General features: G+C 57.7%; 19 protein-coding genes. 5 read left to right on the forward strand and 14 right to left on the reverse strand.

Annotation, left to right across the window (positions count from 1 at the left end):
• Nucleotides 1–140 precede the first annotated feature (140 nt).
• The 7 genes from rpsJ to Q0837_RS08220 form a co-directional block, all read right to left on the reverse strand.
• Nucleotides 141–452 (reverse strand): 30S ribosomal protein S10, encoded by a 312-nt coding sequence (rpsJ, locus tag Q0837_RS08190; RefSeq protein WP_006831877.1) that lies wholly within the window; start codon nucleotides 450–452, stop codon nucleotides 141–143.
• Nucleotides 453–867: 415 nt separating this feature from the next.
• Nucleotides 868–2,058: an elongation factor Tu gene (gene tuf / locus Q0837_RS08195; protein WP_298467441.1), complete on the reverse strand. Its 1,191-nt coding sequence runs from the start codon at nucleotides 2,056–2,058 to the stop codon at nucleotides 868–870.
• A gap of 93 nt (nucleotides 2,059–2,151) precedes the next feature.
• The gene (gene fusA / locus Q0837_RS08200; RefSeq protein WP_298467443.1) at nucleotides 2,152–4,284 is read right to left on the reverse strand and encodes an elongation factor G; all 2,133 of its coding nucleotides are present in this window, start codon (nucleotides 4,282–4,284) and stop codon (nucleotides 2,152–2,154) included.
• 141 nt (nucleotides 4,285–4,425) lie between these two features.
• Entirely contained in the window at nucleotides 4,426–4,896 is a 471-nt protein-coding gene (gene rpsG, locus Q0837_RS08205) for a 30S ribosomal protein S7 (RefSeq protein ID WP_298467446.1), read from the reverse strand.
• A gap of 186 nt (nucleotides 4,897–5,082) precedes the next feature.
• Nucleotides 5,083–5,454 carry a 30S ribosomal protein S12 gene (gene rpsL / locus Q0837_RS08210; protein WP_006831873.1) on the reverse strand — a complete coding sequence of 124 codons (372 nt, stop codon included), beginning with the start codon at nucleotides 5,452–5,454 and terminating at the stop codon, nucleotides 5,083–5,085.
• A gap of 454 nt (nucleotides 5,455–5,908) precedes the next feature.
• Nucleotides 5,909–7,360 carry a P-loop NTPase fold protein gene (locus Q0837_RS08215; RefSeq protein WP_298467448.1) on the reverse strand — a complete coding sequence of 484 codons (1,452 nt, stop codon included), beginning with the start codon at nucleotides 7,358–7,360 and terminating at the stop codon, nucleotides 5,909–5,911.
• A gap of 120 nt (nucleotides 7,361–7,480) precedes the next feature.
• On the reverse strand, nucleotides 7,481–7,639 hold the full coding sequence (locus tag Q0837_RS08220; RefSeq protein WP_298467450.1) for a winged helix DNA-binding protein: 159 nt from the start codon (nucleotides 7,637–7,639) through the stop codon (nucleotides 7,481–7,483).
• Nucleotides 7,640–8,042: 403 nt separating this feature from the next.
• Here Q0837_RS08220 and Q0837_RS08225 point away from each other — a divergent pair, with 403 nt between their 5' ends.
• Together Q0837_RS08225 and Q0837_RS08230 are read left to right on the forward strand one after the other, a co-directional pair.
• A complete protein-coding gene (locus Q0837_RS08225; RefSeq protein WP_298467453.1) occupies nucleotides 8,043–8,690 on the forward strand; it encodes a hypothetical protein in 648 nt (215 codons plus the stop codon).
• On the forward strand, nucleotides 8,687–8,899 hold the full coding sequence (locus tag Q0837_RS08230) for a hypothetical protein (RefSeq protein ID WP_298467456.1): 213 nt from the start codon (nucleotides 8,687–8,689) through the stop codon (nucleotides 8,897–8,899). Before Q0837_RS08225 ends, Q0837_RS08230 begins: the two co-directional genes overlap by 4 nt.
• A gap of 281 nt (nucleotides 8,900–9,180) precedes the next feature.
• On the opposite strand, the gene Q0837_RS08235 is transcribed toward Q0837_RS08230, so the two are convergent.
• From Q0837_RS08235 to Q0837_RS08245, 3 genes are read right to left on the reverse strand one after another with little or no spacing between them, the layout of a single operon-like run.
• On the reverse strand, nucleotides 9,181–9,927 hold the full coding sequence (locus Q0837_RS08235; RefSeq protein WP_298467458.1) for an ankyrin repeat domain-containing protein: 747 nt from the start codon (nucleotides 9,925–9,927) through the stop codon (nucleotides 9,181–9,183).
• A complete protein-coding gene (locus Q0837_RS08240; RefSeq protein ID WP_298467460.1) occupies nucleotides 9,915–11,186 on the reverse strand; it encodes a hypothetical protein in 1,272 nt (423 codons plus the stop codon). The genes Q0837_RS08235 and Q0837_RS08240 overlap by 13 nt, the downstream gene beginning before the upstream one ends.
• Nucleotides 11,186–11,572, reverse strand: coding sequence for a hypothetical protein (locus tag Q0837_RS08245; protein ID WP_298467462.1), 387 nt, complete (start codon nucleotides 11,570–11,572; stop codon nucleotides 11,186–11,188). The genes Q0837_RS08240 and Q0837_RS08245 overlap by 1 nt, the downstream gene beginning before the upstream one ends.
• A 324-nt stretch (nucleotides 11,573–11,896) precedes the next feature.
• On the opposite strand from Q0837_RS08245, the gene Q0837_RS08250 reads away from it, so the two are divergent.
• The 3 genes from Q0837_RS08250 to Q0837_RS08260 all read left to right on the forward strand — a co-directional run bounded on the left by Q0837_RS08250 (nucleotide 11,897) and on the right by Q0837_RS08260 (nucleotide 13,761).
• Nucleotides 11,897–12,283: a hypothetical protein gene (locus Q0837_RS08250; RefSeq protein ID WP_298467463.1), complete on the forward strand. Its 387-nt coding sequence runs from the start codon at nucleotides 11,897–11,899 to the stop codon at nucleotides 12,281–12,283.
• Between the two features lie 226 nt (nucleotides 12,284–12,509).
• Entirely contained in the window at nucleotides 12,510–13,313 is an 804-nt protein-coding gene (locus tag Q0837_RS08255; RefSeq protein WP_298467464.1) for a hypothetical protein, read from the forward strand.
• Nucleotides 13,306–13,761: a hypothetical protein gene (locus tag Q0837_RS08260; protein ID WP_298467466.1), complete on the forward strand. Its 456-nt coding sequence runs from the start codon at nucleotides 13,306–13,308 to the stop codon at nucleotides 13,759–13,761. Before Q0837_RS08255 ends, Q0837_RS08260 begins: the two co-directional genes overlap by 8 nt.
• Before the next feature lie 2 nt (nucleotides 13,762–13,763).
• Here the strand turns inward: Q0837_RS08260 and Q0837_RS08265 are convergent, their stop codons facing one another.
• The 4 genes from Q0837_RS08265 to Q0837_RS08280 form a co-directional block, all read right to left on the reverse strand.
• Nucleotides 13,764–14,270: a GNAT family protein gene (locus Q0837_RS08265; RefSeq protein WP_298467467.1), complete on the reverse strand. Its 507-nt coding sequence runs from the start codon at nucleotides 14,268–14,270 to the stop codon at nucleotides 13,764–13,766.
• Nucleotides 14,271–14,274: 4 nt separating this feature from the next.
• Nucleotides 14,275–15,066, reverse strand: a complete 792-nt coding sequence (locus Q0837_RS08270) for a LysR family transcriptional regulator (RefSeq protein WP_298467469.1) — start codon at nucleotides 15,064–15,066, stop codon at nucleotides 14,275–14,277.
• A 79-nt stretch (nucleotides 15,067–15,145) separates the two neighbouring features.
• Nucleotides 15,146–15,553 carry a Co2+/Mg2+ efflux protein ApaG gene (apaG, locus tag Q0837_RS08275; RefSeq protein WP_298467471.1) on the reverse strand — a complete coding sequence of 136 codons (408 nt, stop codon included), beginning with the start codon at nucleotides 15,551–15,553 and terminating at the stop codon, nucleotides 15,146–15,148.
• Nucleotides 15,554–15,636: 83 nt separating this feature from the next.
• Nucleotides 15,637–17,691: a S9 family peptidase gene (locus Q0837_RS08280; protein ID WP_298467473.1), complete on the reverse strand. Its 2,055-nt coding sequence runs from the start codon at nucleotides 17,689–17,691 to the stop codon at nucleotides 15,637–15,639.
• Nucleotides 17,692–17,706: the final 15 nt, after the last annotated feature.

Consider the following 17,706-nt stretch of genomic DNA (forward strand, 5'->3'; position numbering starts at 1 on the left):
AGCCCGGGGCTAGATGTTTCCGAAGAAACGCCCGGCGGTATCCCTATGTCTTGCCGATCCGCTTGGATCAGCGGGGTCATAAAGAACCCCGAAATTCTCGGCTCGCTTAAGGTCCTAGCCGAAGGACCGGATCAAATGGCTTAGGCCAGTTTGATCTCAACATTTACGCCAGCAGCCAGATCGAGCTTCATCAGCGCGTCGACCGTCTGGGCGTTTGGCTGAACAATGTCCAGCAATCGCTTGTAAGTGCGCACCTCGAACTGCTCTCGCGACTTCTTGTCGATGTGCGGGCCGCGGTTCACGGTGAACTTCTCAATACGCGTCGGCATGGGAATGGGGCCACGAATAAGAGCACCCGTACGACGCGCGGTGTCTGCAATCTCACCAGTTGCCTGATCAAGAACGCGATGGTCGAACGCCTTAAGGCGAATACGGATATTCTGTGCTTCCATTACCTACACCGATGCGAAAGAGCCAAGGAACGTTTTACCGCTCCCAAAAATAAAAGGCCCACCCTGTTTCCCCGGTTTCCCGGACGGGAGGCCCCATGAATTTCGTTGCAACTGAGACGAATCTCCGAAGCGATGGCGCGCGTATACGTTCGACTTGGGATTCTGGCAACCCCATACACTCACGAAATTACGCGTTTTGTCTGGAGCCGGCTTGACCACCCTCTCCCCCGCCCTTCGCACCCCCATGGTACATCCTCAGGGGTGCGAAGGGCGGAGGAGAGGGTGGCAAGGCAGCGAGGCTTGAATGGATATTCAAGCCGCACCGAACAAAATCACGCCTTACATAAATTGGGGCCCGGCTCTCATGTGAGAACCGGGCCCCGAATTTCGTTTCATCCCGAAGGATGAAAACCGCTTAGACAGTGATCTTCGAAACCACGCCCGAGCCGACGGTGCGGCCGCCTTCGCGGATCGCAAAGCGCAGACCTTCGTCCATAGCGATCGGAGCGATCAGCTTGACGTTGATCGTCACGTTGTCGCCAGGCATCACCATTTCGGTGCCTTCGGGAAGGATCACTTCGCCGGTGACGTCTGTGGTGCGGAAGTAGAACTGCGGACGGTAGTTCGCGAAGAATGGCGTGTGACGGCCGCCTTCGTCCTTCGACAGGACGTAGACCTCTGCGCTGAATTCCGTGTGCGGGCTAACCGAACCTGGCTTGCACAGCACCTGACCACGCTCAACATCTTCACGGCCAACGCCGCGGATCAGTGCGCCGATGTTGTCGCCAGCTTCGCCCGAGTCGAGCAGCTTGCGGAACATTTCAACGCCGGTCACAGTTGTCTTCGCAGTGTCCTTGATGCCGACGATTTCAACTTCGTCGCCAACGTTAACAACGCCGGTTTCAACACGGCCGGTAACAACCGTACCGCGACCCGAGATCGAGAACACGTCTTCGATCGGCATCAGGAAGTCCTTGTCGACCGGACGATCCGGCTGCGGGATGTGCTCATCGACAGCATCCATCAGAGCCTTGATCGAGTTCGCGCCGATTTCTTCGTCGCGACCTTCGAGTGCGGCCAGAGCCGAACCCTTGACGATTGGAATATCGTCGCCGTCAAAACCGTATTCGGTCAGCAGTTCACGAACTTCCAGTTCGACGAGCTCGAGGATTTCCTCATCGTCGACCTGATCAACCTTGTTCATGTACACCACCAGAGCCGGAACACCGACCTGACGTGCGAGCAGGATGTGCTCACGAGTCTGAGGCATAGGGCCGTCAGCAGCGTTCACAACCAGGATCGCGCCGTCCATCTGGGCAGCACCGGTGATCATGTTCTTCACGTAGTCAGCGTGACCTGGGCAATCGACGTGCGCGTAGTGGCGCGCAGCAGTTTCATACTCAACGTGTGCGGTCGAGATGGTGATCCCGCGCTCACGCTCTTCAGGAGCCTTGTCGATGTTCGCAAAGTCAACAGCTTCGCCGCCCGATGCCTCAGCCATCACCTTGGTGATCGCTGCGGTCAGCGTGGTCTTGCCGTGGTCAACGTGACCGATGGTGCCGACGTTTACGTGCGGCTTGTTCCGCTCAAATTTTTCCTTCGCCATTTCTCTAATATACCTTCTGTCTGAGATGATCGTATTGCGGGAGAAAAGGCGGCCCCGCTGAATCAGGCGCCGCCCCTAGCCTTGCTTGCCTAGTTAAGCAAGCTTCTCCTTAACCTCTTGCGCCACTGTCGAAGGCACTTCGTCGTAGTGGCTGAACTGCATCGTGTATTGCGCACGGCCTTGCGAGAAGGAGCGCAGTTCATTCACGTAACCGAACATATTCGCCAGCGGAACCATCGCTTCGACTGCCATGGCATTGCCACGCGAATCTTGACCCTGGACCTGACCACGACGCTTGTTGAGATCGCCAATAACGTCGCCGAGGTAATCCTCAGGAGTAACGACTTCAACCTTCATCACTGGCTCGAGCAGCTTGATGCCGGCCTTCTCAGCCGCTTCACGCATCGCACCGCGACCTGTGATCTCGAACGCAACAGTGCTCGAGTCAACGTCGTGGTACTTGCCGTCGATCAGACGGATGGTGAAGTCGATGATCGGGAAGCCGACAAGGTACCCGCTTTCAGCCTGCTCGCGCATGCCTTTTTCAACCGACGGGATGTATTCACGCGGAATGTTACCGCCCTTGATCTCATCTTCGAACACGACGCCTTGACCGCGCTCGCCAGGCGAAACGACGACCTTGGCTTCACCGAACTGACCCGAACCACCCGACTGCTTCTTGTGGGTGTAGGTCACTTCGACTTCGCGGCCGAGCGATTCACGATATGCCACCTGCGGCGCACCGACATTCGCTTCGACCTTGAACTCGCGCTTCATGCGATCAACGAGGATGTCGAGGTGAAGTTCACCCATGCCCTTGATGATCGTCTGGCCGCTTTCGTGGTCGGTCGTAACGCGGAAGCTTGGATCCTCGGCAGCCAGACGATTGAGCGCAACGCCCATCTTTTCCTGGTCGGCCTTGGTCTTTGGTTCCACCGAAAGCTCGATAACCGGATCGGGGAATTCCATCCGCTCAAGCACGATCGGATGCGCCGGATCGCACAGCGTGTCACCGGTCGTCGTTTCCTTCAGACCCGCAATCGCGACGATATCGCCAGCAAATGCCTCATCGATATCTTCGCGGTTGTTGGAGTGCATCAGCAACATGCGGCCGATCTTTTCCTTCTTGTCCTTGACCGAGTTCAGAACTCCGCCCTTGGCCAATTGACCCGAATAAATGCGGGTGAAGGTGAGCGAGCCGACGAACGGATCGTTCATGATCTTGAACGCGAGCGCGCTGAACGGTGCATCGTCGCTTGATGGACGCTCGTCTTCCTCGTCGCTGTCAGGCTTGACGCCCTTAATCGCAGGAACATCGAGCGGCGACGGCATGTAGTCGACCACTGCGTCGAGCAGCGGCTGAACGCCCTTGTTCTTGAACGCCGAGCCACACAGCACAGGCACAAAATCGCGCGCCATGGTGCCCTTGCGGATCAAACGCTTGAGCGTTGCGACGTCAGGAACTTCACCTTCGAGATACTGTTCCATCACGTCATCGTCTTGCTCGACAACGGTCTCGATCAGTTGTTCGCGATATTCCGCTGCCTTGTCGGCAAGGTCAGCCGGAATTTCGACATGCTTGTACGAAGCGCCGAGGCCTTCCGATTCCCAGACGATTGCCCGGTTGCCTACGAGGTCGACAACGCCCTGAAGATCACTCTCGGCACCGATCGGAATGTACAGCACCAGCGGCGTCGCGCCGAGGCGGTCAACGATCGACTGAACGCAGTAATAGAAGTCAGCACCAGTACGGTCGAGCTTGTTGATGAAGCACATGCGGGGAACGCCGTACTTGTCGGCCTGGCGCCATACGGTTTCGGATTGCGGCTCAACTCCGGCCACGCCGTCGAACACGGCAACCGCGCCGTCGAGCACGCGCAGCGAACGTTCGACTTCAATGGTGAAGTCAACGTGGCCCGGCGTGTCGATGATGTTGATGCGGTGCTTTTCCGAGTTCGCGCGCAGATCGTCGGGCGAGGACATCGGGTCCATCGTCGGATCTTCGGCGGTCCAGAAAGTCGTCGTCGCAGCAGACGTGATCGTGATCCCGCGCTCCTGCTCCTGCTCCATCCAGTCCATGGTGGCCGCACCATCGTGCACCTCACCAATCTTGTAGGACTTTCCGGTGTAGTACAGAATACGCTCGGTCGTCGTAGTCTTGCCGGCATCGATGTGAGCCATGATGCCGATATTGCGATAGCGCTCCAGCGGATACTCGCGGGCCATATGCAAATTCCTTAACGTGTAGTGGGAGCCGCCGTTCGCGGCTGCGCTCCCATATAGTTACGATTGTGACAGGCGAAAGACGGACGCCCGCGCCTGTCCACAATCAACAAGTTACCAGCGGCGTTTCATATCGCCCCGCTGTTACCAGCGGTAGTGCGAGAACGCGCGGTTCGCATCCGCCATGCGGTGCGTATCTTCGCGCTTCTTCACCGCGTTGCCGCGATTGTTGGCCGCATCCATGAGCTCACCCGAGAGGCGTGCCGACATGGTGGTTTCCGGACGGCCGCGCGCCGCGCCGATCATCCAGCGGATCGCAAGTGCCTGAGCACGCTCGGGGCGCACTTCGACCGGCACCTGGTACGTTGCACCACCGACACGGCGGCTACGCACTTCGACCTGCGGCTTCACATTGTTGAGCGCTTCGTGGAACAGCTGCACCGGATCGGTCTTGGCCTTGGTCTCGACCGTATCGAGGGCACTGTACACGATACCTTCTGCAACGGCCTTCTTACCGTCCAGCATCAGGTTGTTCATGAATTTCGACAGCACCTGATCACCGAACTTGGGATCAGGCAGGATTTCCCGCTTAGGCGGCTGACGACGACGTGACATTCTTCTACTCCTTCGGAGTGCTTCGGTGCCGGCCCACTCCCCCACCCGACCACCCAATGACTTTACCCTGTTTGGGTGGTCGGGTGGGGGAGTGGGCTGGTGCCGCAAGGGTCGGACGGATGTCCGACCCGCACCAAACAAAAACTAAAACCGTGCCGCCAGCTTAGCGCCAGTGGCACGCACCCATCATTTAGGCCGCTTAGCGCCGTACTTCGAACGCGATTGCTTGCGGTCCTTGACCCCTTGCGTATCGAGCACGCCGCGCAGGACGTGGTAGCGAACGCCGGGAAGGTCGCGAACACGGCCGCCGCGGATCAGCACAACGGAGTGCTCCTGCAGGTTGTGGCCCTCGCCCGGAATGTAGGAGATGACTTCGCGCTGGTTCGTCAGGCGCACCTTGGCGACCTTACGCAGAGCGGAGTTCGGCTTCTTTGGCGTCGTGGTATAGACGCGGGTGCAAACGCCGCGCTTCTGCGGGTTCTGCTCCATCGCAGGGACCTTTGACTTGGCCTTCTGCGGAACGCGGCCCTTGCGGACCAGCTGGTTAATCGTCGGCATATGAGTCTTTCTCTTCACCGTTATTATCGACCCTTCCGGGCGGGAAACCGGTTCCCACTTTCCCTGAAGGGATCGACGTGAAGGTGGAACCCAGACCGTTTTGTGAGGAGTGAGGGGTTCGCCGCTTCGCCAACGTGATCTCCTGCGAAAGCAGGAGTCCAGTCCCGGAGGACTAAGGCATTCTGGGCTCCTGTTTTCACAGGAGCTCACCAAGCAAGCGAGCCTGAAACACTCCACCCAAATCGGCCCTTCGGCCACCGGGTTACTTTGACGGATGCCTCGCTAAGCGAACCTTCGTGAGAAGGATCGCCCCAATAGAAAAGGCCTTACTCATGTGAGCAAGACCTGCGGGACAGGACCGGCAATGTTCAGCTCTATTGTCTGAGGGAGCAGCACGCTGGACGCGAACCCTACCCTCGAATGGCGCGGCACTTAGGGGGAAACCACGGAGGGGTCAAGCCGGAAGAGAGTCTTCGGCACCCTCAATCTCGGGGTCAGTGAATCTCGACAGTCTTTGGATGACTAGGTGATACGATTCCGCCCCTGGCTGCCCGTTAACTCCGAAGAAGTCGCAAAAAACTCTATCAAGGGTGGCATCGCTGTTCATTGTCTTCCTTCTAGAAACAGTTCCACCTTCAAACGCGCCTTTCGCCTTGTTGAAGAATGCGGCTCCATGATGATCGGTAGGTGCCTCGCGCATTCCTCCTCCAATTCGAAAACTCCAAGGCCGGCCAGTTTCTTCCTGACCGCTCCCCAGGTCGATCGCTATCAATTCGCAAAGGTAAGTCATGAATACTGGGCCAGGTCCAATAAGGGCCAACGAGGTTTGGAGGCGATCAAAAAACTTGAATACGCCACGTGGAGAAATTGCATAGTGCTTCAGCAACAACGCAATCCAATCTGATTCTCGTACAGAAATCCGGTCGTTCTCGACCAATGCCGAATTCGCGTACCAAATCTCCCGGTTATCGCCTTTTGTGACCCTATCGAGCAAGGATCGACACAACGATGAAAGATCAGGAAACGGTAGGGTGAGTTTACGGTCGATAAACCGGTCGAGATATGCATTACCGTTGAACTTCGATCCGTATTCGTGAGAGATAGAGTTTGCTAGCTGATCGGAGTTCATTCCGAGCAGAAAACAAACACCGGGGACATTGAAGAGGTGCTTGATCTGCTCCAACATTTTCAACGCATAGTCAGGACGACATCGATCCAATTCGTCGATAATGACATAGATCGGTCCTGGACGACCAGCCTCAATGGTAGCTGCGGACAACTCCGCTAGCGCCTTTCTGAGTTGGTTCACGGCGGATTTTGCCGCCTCATGCTCCAATATTTGCTTTTCAAGATAAGCTCTATGCTCACTTTCGCGTTCCATCGCAGACGCGAAATCATCCTCCGAAAGTCCATCCTTTATGGCGTCCTCAACATCATTCTCATCGAGTATGTCCTCGCCGATCACTCCTTCAATTGCTGAGACCGCACCGCCAGAAAGAGCAACTTTAGCCGCTTGAACACCGACTCCTTTGGCAGCAATGAGCGCGACTTGCCCAGCCTTTGACGCAACCTTTTTCCAGTTGGTCGCGACTTTTTCCTCACCAAAAGAATTCTCAACTGCACGCTTCAAAGTTGTGGCAATGGAGATTAGCGGCTGACCAACAAAGTCATCTGACCAAGCATCAACATATGCAACCGCATGCTCAGCGGACAATTGCCTTGCCAGACGCGTCAAAAAGAAGGTTTTACCAATGCCATACTCGGCATCTACCGCAATCACTTGCGAATTCTCTTGGTCCGAAAGACTGCCAGAAGACTTTCTACTTCTGACATACTCTATCAAGTCGTATGCGTCTTGCTCACGATCAAAGAGATCATCTTCCCAAATTGTTGCAATGTCGGACAATTTCGGCCACCACTAAGTAATATTCGATCTACACATCAACAATGATGTTAGACTCATTTTTTCGGTTTCATACCCCGAATATCTGTATTCTTCCCTTGGCAATAGCCATGGCATGCACCCCTACCCCACCATCCGCTCCAGCACCCGCCCCACGCCGATCACGCCCTGCTTGGTCAGGCTGTAGAGCGTCACCCGCGCGTCGTGGCGGGAGGGTTCGCGTTTCACCAGCCCCGCTTCCTCCAGCCGAGCAAGGTGGCACGGGGGTGTGCCTTCGCCCAAAGCTCGTCATCGCGAGGCGGCCCGGAGGGCCAACGCGGCGATCCATGGACCATCGCTGCGCCTAGATGAGAGGGTGGACCATGGATTGCTTCGCCTACGGCTCGCAATGACGAATGGGTAAGTTGCGGACCAAGCCAGAAACCATTTTCCTACTCAGAGGGAATGTGCATTTTGGGGACGGTCATGGATGACCCTTCCGAACAGCGCGACCAAACTTCTCCCCTCCCGCTTGCGGGAGGGGTCGGGGGTGGGCCTCCGACGCCGGACGATACGCGCCCACCCCTAACCCCTCCCGCAAGCGGGAGGGGAACGCTCACCAACCACCGCGCCATCGCCCGCCAAGCCACCTCCGCGGTGGCACTTCGTGCCGTCTCCGCTTTCGCTCCGACTCCGCCTACTCACTATGACTAAGAATCTGCGCAAAACGCCGCGTCAGGCAACATCGGCGGTTGCGTGGGTAGATGAGCCTCCCGCGCCTGACGATCCGTTGCTCGACTTTGCGCCGGTTCCGCATGCGCGGCCGCGGCGCAACTCGATCACGCCCGATCTCCAGCGCAAGTTCATCGCGCATCTCGCCGCTACCGGGATCGTCACCGCTGCCGCGCGGCATATCGGCAAGAGCATGGAGGCGCTTTACAAGCTGCGCCAGCGGCCCGGTGCGGAGGGCTTTCGTAGCGCGTGGGACGCAGCGATTGATCGCGGGGTCTCGCGGCTGGAGGCCACTGCCCTCACCCGTGCGATCGAAGGCGAGGAGCGCATGGTCGTCTCCTCCGGCAAGGTGCTCGGCACCGAGACCCGCCACAACGAAGCGCTGGTCATGTTCTTCCTGCGCAACCGCCTGCCCGATCGCTACAACCCGACGAAGGATATCGGCCCCGGCCATCCGCTCTACGAACGCATCCGCCGCGAGGTCGAGGAAGAGCGGCTCCGCATCGCCAACCACCCCGACACGATCCGCCGCGTGCGCGAGAGCATCGACCGCAAGGTTGAGGGGATCAGGCGGCAGGTCGAATGGGAGAAGAAGCTGGCGGATCAGAAGGACGGAGAATGAGCGCGAGAGAATTCAACAAATCACAGCCGCTCGGCCCCGGGCGCTCCACCTACGGCGTGGCCGCCCCACCGGGTGACGGCGAGGCAATCCGGCACGCCCGAGAATGGCTCGCCCATGTGGAAGCGGGAAGGATCGGAAAGCGCATTCCCACCGACCCGGAAATCATAGCAAGACGCGAGCGGAATGAGCGGATTGTGCTGGGGAAATGAGATTGTTTCCTTACGCCCTCAGGCGCCGGGCGCGGGCGGTGTCCTCGCTTCGCTCGTTCAGCTTCGCTTCCCGGCCCGCTTGGCTACGCCGCATAAGCGGCGGCGCGCAGTCGCGCTTGCGACGCCTGCTGCGTCGAACCAGTCCTACTTAGCTGGCTTGGCCGCGGAGGACGGGCCGAAGGCCCGCAAGCCCGACCGGGCGCCCGCAGGCCCGATAGGGCCGAGGAAATCGCACCCCGGACGGGGTGCGGAACACAAAAAACGCGCGAAACAAAAAACCCTCAGCTCCCCTCATACTCCGCCGGGGGCACGGGCTCCTCGCCGAGCTCGCGCAGGCGCTCGTACACCTTCACCTTCGCCGGGTAGAGCGGGCTATCGGGGAGCGTCGCGCCGGGGACCTTGAACGCCTCGACCAGCCCTTCGCGCGCCTTGGGATCGGTCAGGTCCGCGCCGAGCGTGATCAGGTGCCACACAACGTCCCAATCGGTGCCGTACGCGGCGAATACGACCAGCGGCTGCTGATTGGCGATCGCGCTCATATCCGCCCCCTTGCTTTGCATCAGCGTAATCGCATCGAGATTGGCGCCGTTGATGAAGCGCACGATCACCGGGTCGCCATCGGGACGCAGCTGGTTGGGATTGCCGCCCGCGTCGAGGATCATGGGCAGCAGGTCGGGCTGCCGGGCGTAGGTGTTGACCGCGAGCGTGACTGCGGTGTCGCCTTCGTCATCCTCGATATTGGGATTGGCCCCGCTGGCTATCAGTGCGCGGGCGGCGGCCTGCTTGCCCGTGCCGACCGCGAAGGCAAGCGGGGTAACCCCCACTGCGCCGCGCGCGTTCACGTTTGCGCCGCCCGCCAAAGCGGAATTTACCGCAGCAGGATCGTCGGCGACGATGGCTTCTTCGAGCACGGCATCCTGTCCACTAAACTGCATCACGCTCTTCCTGTTTCCATTCCACTGCACCCAAAGCGCGACCACGACCGTCAACATTACGGCGGCGATCAGCGCTCCGACTACGAACCGCATGACCTCAGAAACCCTTGCAAGGTCTCCCGGTCTTCTTCGTGTTGCTTTTCCATCGGTCCCAATACCTGTGACATCTTGTGCTGGACAAGTTTTCCGAAGCGCGCCTCATCGCCACTTGCGCCTGTTGAGCCAGCCACGCTCGACATCACACCCCAGCGACCTGGAACCGTATCGTGCGACATCGATCTGACCGGCGGGAAAAGCCTATCGTAGCCCGGTGTTTCTTCTGCACCGGCAATCATATCGTCAACCGATTGCAGGAACCGCGCGCGATCGGCCTGAAACACTTCGTTGGCGGCGTGCTGGGCTGCAGCAACTTCGGGCCGGTTCCGAGTTCTTTGACCAGCCAGTATTCGGTGAGCGGGGTTGCTGTACTTCATCTCCATAGGATTCATTGAGCCCGACATTTCACCGGCAAGGTGCGTCCGCAGGAACTGCGCGTTGCGCACCTCACGATCGGCATCTGTGGTGTTGTTCATGAATGTCAGAAAGTCGTTTTCTGCGCTGAACGAGCGGGTGCGGTTTTGGAGCGACTGAAAGTTTGCTTGCCCTGTACGCGCCAGCGATGCTTCGTGGAGACCCGCGCTGTTGAACACATAAACGTTGGAGTTAGGCGAAAGCAGACCGGCTTCCTGCGCGAGGCCTCCTCCTTTCGAGTACCCTGAGATATCGAAGTTCTGGCCCGACGCGTTAAGCTTGGTCGCAAGTCTGCGGGTCGACGCATACTGATCAGTATCGAAGCCCTGACCATTCTCAATATTGGTCTTCCAGTCGACAAGTGAATCCGGCTGCGTGTCGCGAGAAACCATGATCAACCGCCCGTCAGTCTGTGAACGGTAGATTGCCGCACGGTGACCGGTCGTATCGTTGCGCAAATCGTTGGGAGTTATCGCATTCGGACTGCCCGGCGGGATGCCAAGTTCGCGATTGAGTGCATCGGCATCCAACGGCAGGCGTTCGAGACAGGGCGCGCTCGCATTGTTCGTATTGGCATCGCCCAACACATTGAGGTCGTTTGCCGCCCGGGCGCTGGGTAAGGCTTCTCCATAGCGATCAAATCGATCGGCCACTGCTTTCATGCCCGGCGCGCGTTGCGCACAGGTACGCCCCTGATGCCCGCCACGGCTGACGGCCCCGGATTCGTACCCGTCCGACAGGTCCCGCGCTCCGTTCGCGAGCGCGATGTCATCCTGACGGCCCTGCGCGCAAGGATCGTTGCAGGGTTGAACCGGGCTCGTGCCGCCCCCCATGCCGACCATCAATCATCCCTCCGATCGAACGAAGAAAACGGAACAAAACCGTTGCTGTCCAGCAGTGCTTTCATCTGCATGTCCGAGATGTCCCCAGCAATCGATCCGTTCAGCGGTTCGCCCAGCAATTTACAGCCAAGAGCGTAGGCGTGCCGCAATGCCATTTCCATCCTGTCGCCCTCCGGATCGAAATAGGGCTGCCAAAAACTGCGCATCCGGCCTTTATCGGCGAGCGCATCGCGAAACGCCGAATTCCCCGATTTCTCCTGAAGAAACTCGAACAGGAAGGTGTAGAAATCGCTTTCCTGATAGCTCGCATACAGATCGTCGGAGACCGTGATCACTGCATGGACCTTTCCGAGGATGCTCCTGAGAAACTGACGATACGCACGCATTGGTGCGGTCGCCAGCTTACTCTGTCTGCCGAAGATCACAAGAGATGCCGCAAGCTCGGAATGCGGGCCACACGTTCCGCATTGCGCTCATGCAGCGAGCGCAGCACAGAGCATCCTTCAACCGGTTTTTGTTCAAAGGTTAGACGAACACTCGCGCCATGAAATGGCGGCAGGTTGCAGCAAAAGTCATCTTCCGGTTTTTAGTTTACCAGTAAATGTGATAGCGCGCTGCAATACGCGCAGAGAACTGCCGAATTCGGGTGATCGCATTCTAATTGGAGTTGGAGCCAGAGGCTCAGTTCCAAACAAGACTGGGGGCCCGCTTTGATCATCATCAGTGATCAGACCATGGATGCTTTCGCGGATAAAGCGATTGAGCAGACATTCAACGATGTTGCCGGCGAACTTGAAGCGAAGGGCGCGGATCAAGAAACTGCCAAACTTTGTGCGAACCGCGCTGTCGATTTAGGGATCGAGTACGACATTCAAGATGTACCTTCGCTGGTCGGCATAGGTGAGCTACTCGGTCGCTACGATGCCAAGTTTTATGAAGCGCCATCGATCGATGCGGCGCTATTGAATAGCAAAGTGAGCACCCAACAGCGTGTGGGGCGCATCCTCAATTCTTCGGTGTTGATGAAACGCATAGTCGACAACATTCCCGCTGGCGTCGATCGTCGCCTGCGCGCCCGTTCGTCTGGCTCGATCTGACGTGGAACCCCCGTCTCCGCCTCCGCCTCCGCCTCCACAGGGCGAGAAGCGCGACCGTGACGATTCCGATCCCCAAAAGGATTTCGACACGTCAAATCTCCGAGAAACAAAAGGCCTAAAGCTTCGAGACACCGATAGCCGAAAAGAGCGCAGGCAACGCGAGGAAAGAAGGCAGAAATTTACCTCAGAGTATTGCCCGCTCGCCAAGGTTGCGACAAAAAATTCGTTGAGTGAGATCGAAGGCGGTTACGCTCAACGATCTGATAAGAAACAGCTTTTTCTACATATGATGAAGGCACATGAACGAAGGAACAAGTTTACTGCCCGCGTCAAACAAAAAGAAGACGACAGAAAGCAAAAAGAATTAGATCAAAAATTCGACAAGCATAACGATGGATTATCTCAAGATAGAGGTAAATTAACCGAGACCTATGGAGAAGAAGCAGCCGCGATCTACATGGCAAATAAATACAAGAATACACAATTGTTCACTGGGTTTGCATCCGGGCCCGGATTCGATCAAGTCTGGATCGAAAGAGCCGATAACCAGCAGATCATCAAGATCTTCATAGTGGAAGCGAAGGGGAAAAATGCCACTTTGAGCAAGAAGAAAACAGAAACCAAAGGGTATCAAATGGACTGTGAATGGGTGGCAAAGACAGTGCTTGAGCTCGAAGCCAATAACAATCGAAGGCCCGGTGGCGATGATAATACAGCGGATAGTTTGGTGCCTATTTCTCAAAAAGACAACAATATCAGCTATGAAGATTACAAACTGACAGAAGAAGGAACCAAAAGCGCATTCTATAGATCGAAAAGTGATAGAACTATCGTGATCGATCATATGAAAAAGGCACTTCTGAGCGACCCGCCACCATCACTTGTCGGATTGGTCATAGGCATTGATGGTGATAATATAGTCGGAGAGCACGCTTTGCCTCTAGGCGGTACCTATCCAAAACGAAATAATGATGGCGAATATTGTTACAATAGTAGCGGTGAGCCCTATGGGATAGTCAACAATGAATGAGGAATTTGAATTCTGGGTAGCTCAGGAACGGCTCCTGCCTGTTACCGCATTCGAAGACGACACCGAGAAACGCATAGGCGCGGTCGTTGGCTCACTTAACGCTCTGGGAACCCACGTGGGCGTGTGCGCCATGTCCATCGGCGCTTTCGCGGAAGCTTTTGAAAGGCTTGGTGAAACAATGGGGGTGGGAGACAGTTTGGCACAGAGTGCGATTGCGGATTCCCCACATGGGATACTTCCAGATGACGACCTAAGCTGGAGCATGGGATTCTTCTCGGCCGAAACCGTCGAACTTGTTCAGAATGTAATCAACGGCGAGCGCGATCAGCTCATCGCGCTGGGCAAATCATCGCTGGACATCGAAGCCGTGCGCAATCTCTTCATGGATGCCTGCGAAGAGGCAAGCGCATCCGGTCAGGCGATCGTAATCATTCACAAGGGTGAGTAAGTTCACGCACGTTCGCTGGCCAGCGCACCATACCAATACACATCGCATAGGCCGGCATGTGTCGTCTCGTGTTCGCGGAAGTGGCCCTCACGGACAAAGCCGAGGGTTTCCAGGAGCTTCACCGACGCGGCATTGCGGGTGTCGACCTCGGCTGTGAGCTTGCGAGCGCCTTCATCAAACAGGAACTCCACCAGCGCAGCGGCACACTCGCGCGCCACACCTTCGCGTTGGCGATGCTTGCAGGTGATGTAGCCGATTTCCTCGACGCCTTCCTCATGCGCGGGGACTGCGACAAACCGCCCGGCTACATCGCCGTCTTTATCCTCTGCGATCCAGGTGCGCCCATTCCAATCGCGCTGGCTCAACCAGCCCCACAGCTCCTCCTCGTTCGCGAAGGCCGGGCGGGTAAGATACCGGCACTGCGAAGGATCGGAGAGGGTCGGAAACAACGCCGCTGCATCTGTCGGCAGCAACTTGCGCATGGTGAACCGGTCGGTGGTAATCGACATGATCTTACGCACCGGTGAGATGCGCGACCAGCGCCTTCACTTTCTTGCTGCGCCATTGCGGCAGCGGTGCTACCAGCCAATAGGCGCGGCGGCTGTCTTCAGGGTCGCCTTGCTTCACAAGCGCGCCGCTTCCGACTGCGCCTGAAACCAACGGTAGCGGCAGCACCGTGCGCCCCATGCCCGCCAGCGCAGAAGACAAAGCCTGCCCAGCGCTGCCAGCCTTGATGCACGCCTTGGTGCCATCGGGCAGAGCCGCGCCGGGCCAATCGATCCACGCATCGCGCGCATCGGGAGCCGCCACGGTCACTCGCTCAGCCGGAGCGAGTTGAACCCCCTCAAGTTCACCCGGGCCATCAACCAGCCGGATCGCGAGATCGAGGTTTGCCTCGGTGAAATCCGCATTCTCATCGGCGATGATCGAATAGAGCACACCGGGGGTCCCCGCCTGAAACTCGGCAAGGCGCGGCGCGAGCCATTCGGCGTAGAATTCGCGCGGAGCGGCGATCGTGTAGCGGTCGGACGCCTGCCCGGCCTGCATCGCCTGCACGCTTTCCTCGAACCGCAGGAACCCTTCGCGCAAAGCGTCCAGCCCGGCCTCCCCTTCAGGTGTCAGCTCCAGCCCTTTGCTGGTGCGACGGAACAGCACCACGCCGAGGTGATCTTCCAGCGCGCGGATCTGTTGGCCGACTGCAGCAGGCGTCACCGCAAGCTCATCCGCTGCACGGGTGAAGGAGAGATGCCGAGCCGCCGCGTCATAGACGCGCAGCGCATTGAGGGGGAGATGCGTGCGTTTCACAACAGCGCGCTTATCCCTGCGCGCGCGATGCTGCAAGCACCCGCGCGCCAAGCTCTTCTACTGGAATGCAAACGTAGGTTTAGGAGCGCCCGTCAGCTGTTTCCGGAGCCGCGAGCGGGAAGAACGGGATGCGCACTTCGATCGGCGAACCGTCGGACCGCAGGAACGTGTAAAACCCTTCCATCGAACCATGCGGCGTCGTCAGCGGACAGCCGGAGACGTAATCATGGCTTTCGCCCGGCGCGAGATGCGGCTGTTCGCCGACCACACCTTCGCCGTCGACATGGTTCACCATGCCGCGTGCGTCGGTGATCCGCCAATGCCGGGTGCGCAGCTGCAGCGCCTCATGCGAGCCGTTCTCGATCCGGATGTGATACACCCAGAACCACTTGCCAGCCTCGGGATGCGATTGCTCCGGCAGGAAATTGACGGCAACCCGGACGGTGACCCCGTCGGTAACAGCAGCGTGTTGAAACAGCTCTTTCATACGATTCTCAACGTAGCAATTCTGGGCTTCGTCACAAGAGGCCCAACGGTCTTAATCCACCCTGTATCCCGAAGAACACAGATTCACGCACCGCCAGAACTTGTAGGCAATTCGATCTTGCGAAAGATCGAAGATCCCTCTGGCGCCGCAATCGGCTTCAATTCGCCGTTTTCGTCGACCTGATCTGCAGGATTGTGTTCGGCAAGAAACTGATCGAGCGCATCATACCATTTCTGCTCATTCGCAGCGGTCGAAAAGCTGTGTCCCTCCCCTTCGATGACCAGCGTCGTTAGCTGCGAAGGTGCCTTTTTCGCCGCCTTGGTCATCTGTTCGAATTGCTTGAAGGGAACGTTGTCATCCAACGTGCCGTGCGCCAGCAGCACCGGTCGATTGAGATTCTTCGCCAGCCGATAGGGTGAGACATCTTTGAGATTGAGATCCTCATCTCCTTCGATCTTGGCAGTCCAACGCTTTCCGGCCTTTCGCGTCAGCACGCGGCGATCATATTTGAGCATCCGGGTCCAGTCGGTCACACCTGCCCAGCTTGCCGCACACCGGTAACGGTCGGGGTTGCGCAGAACTCCCCAAAGCGCCGCGTATCCGCCGTAGGACCCGCCGACCAGACAAACCCGTGCCGGGTCGGCTATGCCTTCAGCAACCGCCCAGTCCATCGCGTCGTCGAGATCGTCCTGCATGCCCCGACCAACTTGTCCGACACCAAGATCGTAGAAGTCAGTGCCATAGCCGCCGGATCCGCGAAAATTGGGTTGCAGCACGGCATAACCGCGATTGGCCAACAACTGGACCTCGTCATTGTAGCTCAATTGGTCGCGAATGCCGAAAGGCCCACCATGCGGAAGAATGATCAGCGGCAGCTTGGTTGGCTCGCGTCCCTTGGGCAGAGTTAGGTAAGCCCGAATGTCAGTGCCGTCGCGCGCCGTGTAACTGATCGCCTTGGGCTTTGCGAGCTTGCGAAAATCGATCTTCGGTCGGTATTGGGCCAGTTCTTTGAGTGATTTGGCATCTTCGTCGTAGAAATAGAGCACGCCGGGATCGGCTTCATTGCCAGCCCAAACCAGCATCTGCTTGCCGTTCTCGGATCGCGATACGATCCACAGATCACGATCACCTAGAGCAGTTTGCAGTTTCTCGTACGCTTGTTTGTATTCGTCATCAAACCAGACGATCTGAGACCGGTCGTCGGTGTAGAACGCGGCCAGAGGCTTACCATCTTCGATCCAGACATCTTCGATGTCCCAGTTCGGATGTTCGTAGAAGGTTTCGACAACTTCGCGCGTGGCATAATCGAACACCCGCAGACCAACCCGGCCTTCGTCGTTTTCGTCGAGAACATAGCCGCGGTTAGAACCGCTGATGATCTGGATCGCATCGAAATAGCTTTCCTGATCCCCGGGCTTGATCCTCGCGACCCGCTTGAAGTCGTCTCCATCATTCTCGCGATAGAAAATAAGCAGGCGCCGACCGCGCCATCCCATGCCCAACCTCACGACGCCGTTATCATCTGCAATCCACGTCGAAACATCGTATTTCGGCTCGAGGACCTTGGTTACCTCCCCGCCCTTTTTCAGCTCGTAGCGAAACACGCTTGGCTGCCACATGCGGCCATCGCCGCGATGCGCAATCAGCGCATGTTCCCCATCTTCGGAAACGTGCAGAACATTGCCGCCATTGAATCCCCGCTGATCTTCAACGAGAAAATCAAATGTCCCCTCTTTGGGGTAAGCGATAAGCAAGCGGGTGACGCGAACATAATAGTTCCCGCGGATGGCAATGGCGGACGTCTTGATGAGCATCTTGTCGTCGCTGACCCATCGCGTCCAATCGACTAGCGTCCCGCGAGCAAACCTGATTCCGTCGATCGGCTCACCCGTTTGCGGAGAAGCTACCTGCATACGAACGCCGTCATTGGTCCGTTCGAAATACGACATGGTCTGTCCGTCGGGGGACAACTGAGAATTCCAAAGCGCATTGCGCCCGGCAAAGTACTGGGTCGGAATGAGCGGCGGAACATCACTCGCGGACACAGCTTCCGCGCTTTCAGACGACGATGGTTCCTGCGCAAAGGCGACAGAGCTGGCCAAAGCCAAGGCCAACACGAAAATGGTTCGAAAAAACATAGGCCCCCATTGCGT

This window comes from uncultured Erythrobacter sp. (assembly GCF_947499705.1).
In the GTDB taxonomy this organism is placed as follows: Bacteria; Pseudomonadota; Alphaproteobacteria; order Sphingomonadales; family Sphingomonadaceae; genus Erythrobacter.

Coding starts and splice junctions, on each gene's coding strand:
- apaG (WP_298467471.1), bottom strand. CDS start 15,553: ATGAAAGAGCTGTTTCAACACGCTGCTGTTACCGACGGGGTCACCGTC.
- Q0837_RS08240 (WP_298467460.1), bottom strand. CDS start 11,186: ATGGTCGGCATGGGGGGCGGCACGAGCCCGGTTCAACCCTGCAACGAT.
- Q0837_RS08225 (WP_298467453.1), top strand. CDS start 8,043: ATGACTAAGAATCTGCGCAAAACGCCGCGTCAGGCAACATCGGCGGTT.
- rpsJ (WP_006831877.1), bottom strand. CDS start 452: ATGGAAGCACAGAATATCCGTATTCGCCTTAAGGCGTTCGACCATCGC.
- Q0837_RS08280 (WP_298467473.1), bottom strand. CDS start 17,691: ATGTTTTTTCGAACCATTTTCGTGTTGGCCTTGGCTTTGGCCAGCTCT.
- fusA (WP_298467443.1), bottom strand. CDS start 4,284: ATGGCCCGCGAGTATCCGCTGGAGCGCTATCGCAATATCGGCATCATG.
- rpsG (WP_298467446.1), bottom strand. CDS start 4,896: ATGTCACGTCGTCGTCAGCCGCCTAAGCGGGAAATCCTGCCTGATCCC.
- Q0837_RS08260 (WP_298467466.1), top strand. CDS start 13,306: ATGAATGAGGAATTTGAATTCTGGGTAGCTCAGGAACGGCTCCTGCCT.
- Q0837_RS08245 (WP_298467462.1), bottom strand. CDS start 11,572: ATGCGTGCGTATCGTCAGTTTCTCAGGAGCATCCTCGGAAAGGTCCAT.
- Q0837_RS08230 (WP_298467456.1), top strand. CDS start 8,687: ATGAGCGCGAGAGAATTCAACAAATCACAGCCGCTCGGCCCCGGGCGC.
- Q0837_RS08235 (WP_298467458.1), bottom strand. CDS start 9,927: ATGCGGTTCGTAGTCGGAGCGCTGATCGCCGCCGTAATGTTGACGGTC.
- tuf (WP_298467441.1), bottom strand. CDS start 2,058: ATGGCGAAGGAAAAATTTGAGCGGAACAAGCCGCACGTAAACGTCGGC.
- Q0837_RS08265 (WP_298467467.1), bottom strand. CDS start 14,270: ATGTCGATTACCACCGACCGGTTCACCATGCGCAAGTTGCTGCCGACA.
- rpsL (WP_006831873.1), bottom strand. CDS start 5,454: ATGCCGACGATTAACCAGCTGGTCCGCAAGGGCCGCGTTCCGCAGAAG.